This is a genomic window from Jeotgalibacillus sp. S-D1, assembly GCF_004358665.1.
Taxonomy (GTDB): domain Bacteria; phylum Bacillota; class Bacilli; order Bacillales; family Jeotgalibacillaceae; genus Jeotgalibacillus.
On record NZ_SMZR01000046.1, the window covers coordinates 1 to 545 of the forward strand.

General features: G+C 47.0%; 2 tRNA genes. Both read right to left on the minus strand.

From position 1 onward, the window contains the following. Positions 1-200: 200 nt before the first annotated feature. Positions 201-276, minus strand: a tRNA-Ala gene (locus E2R51_RS19665). Positions 277-307: 31 nt separating this feature from the next. Continuing rightward, a tRNA-Ile gene (locus E2R51_RS19670) sits at positions 308-384 on the minus strand. Positions 385-545 lie beyond the last annotated feature (161 nt).

The following is a 545-nucleotide window of genomic DNA, read 5'->3' on the forward strand; positions in this document are numbered from 1 at the left end:
GCCCTTTCTAACTTAACCATCAAAATGGTTCTTGCTTGGATTTTCTATGAAGAAAATCACTAAGGTGGCGATTACTCGGTTTATTGCTTTGTTTGTTTGATGTCTTTATCCAGTTTTCAAGGAACGAGCGTCACCGCGAGGTGACATATTTCTACACAACAAAGTTTTCGAGCGGTCTTTCTTTCTCGAAAGAGTGTGGTTGGTGGAGCCTAGCGGGATCGAACCGCTGACCTCCTGCGTGCAAGGCAGGCGCTCTCCCAGCTGAGCTAAGGCCCCATGGGATGATAACGATATGAAGATAGTTATATGGTGGGCCTAAGTGGACTCGAACCACCGACCTCACGCTTATCAGGCGTGCGCTCTAACCAGCTGAGCTATAGGCCCCTATCTTACTATCAAGGAGATTCAATTTTACTTGAACCTTCAAAACTAAACAACCAAAGAACGTCAGTTCGTTAATCTGTGTGACGCGATTGACTCTTCTTGCGATGAGCCATCGGCCATTTCCTTAGAAAGGAGGTGATCCAGCCGCACCTTCCGATACG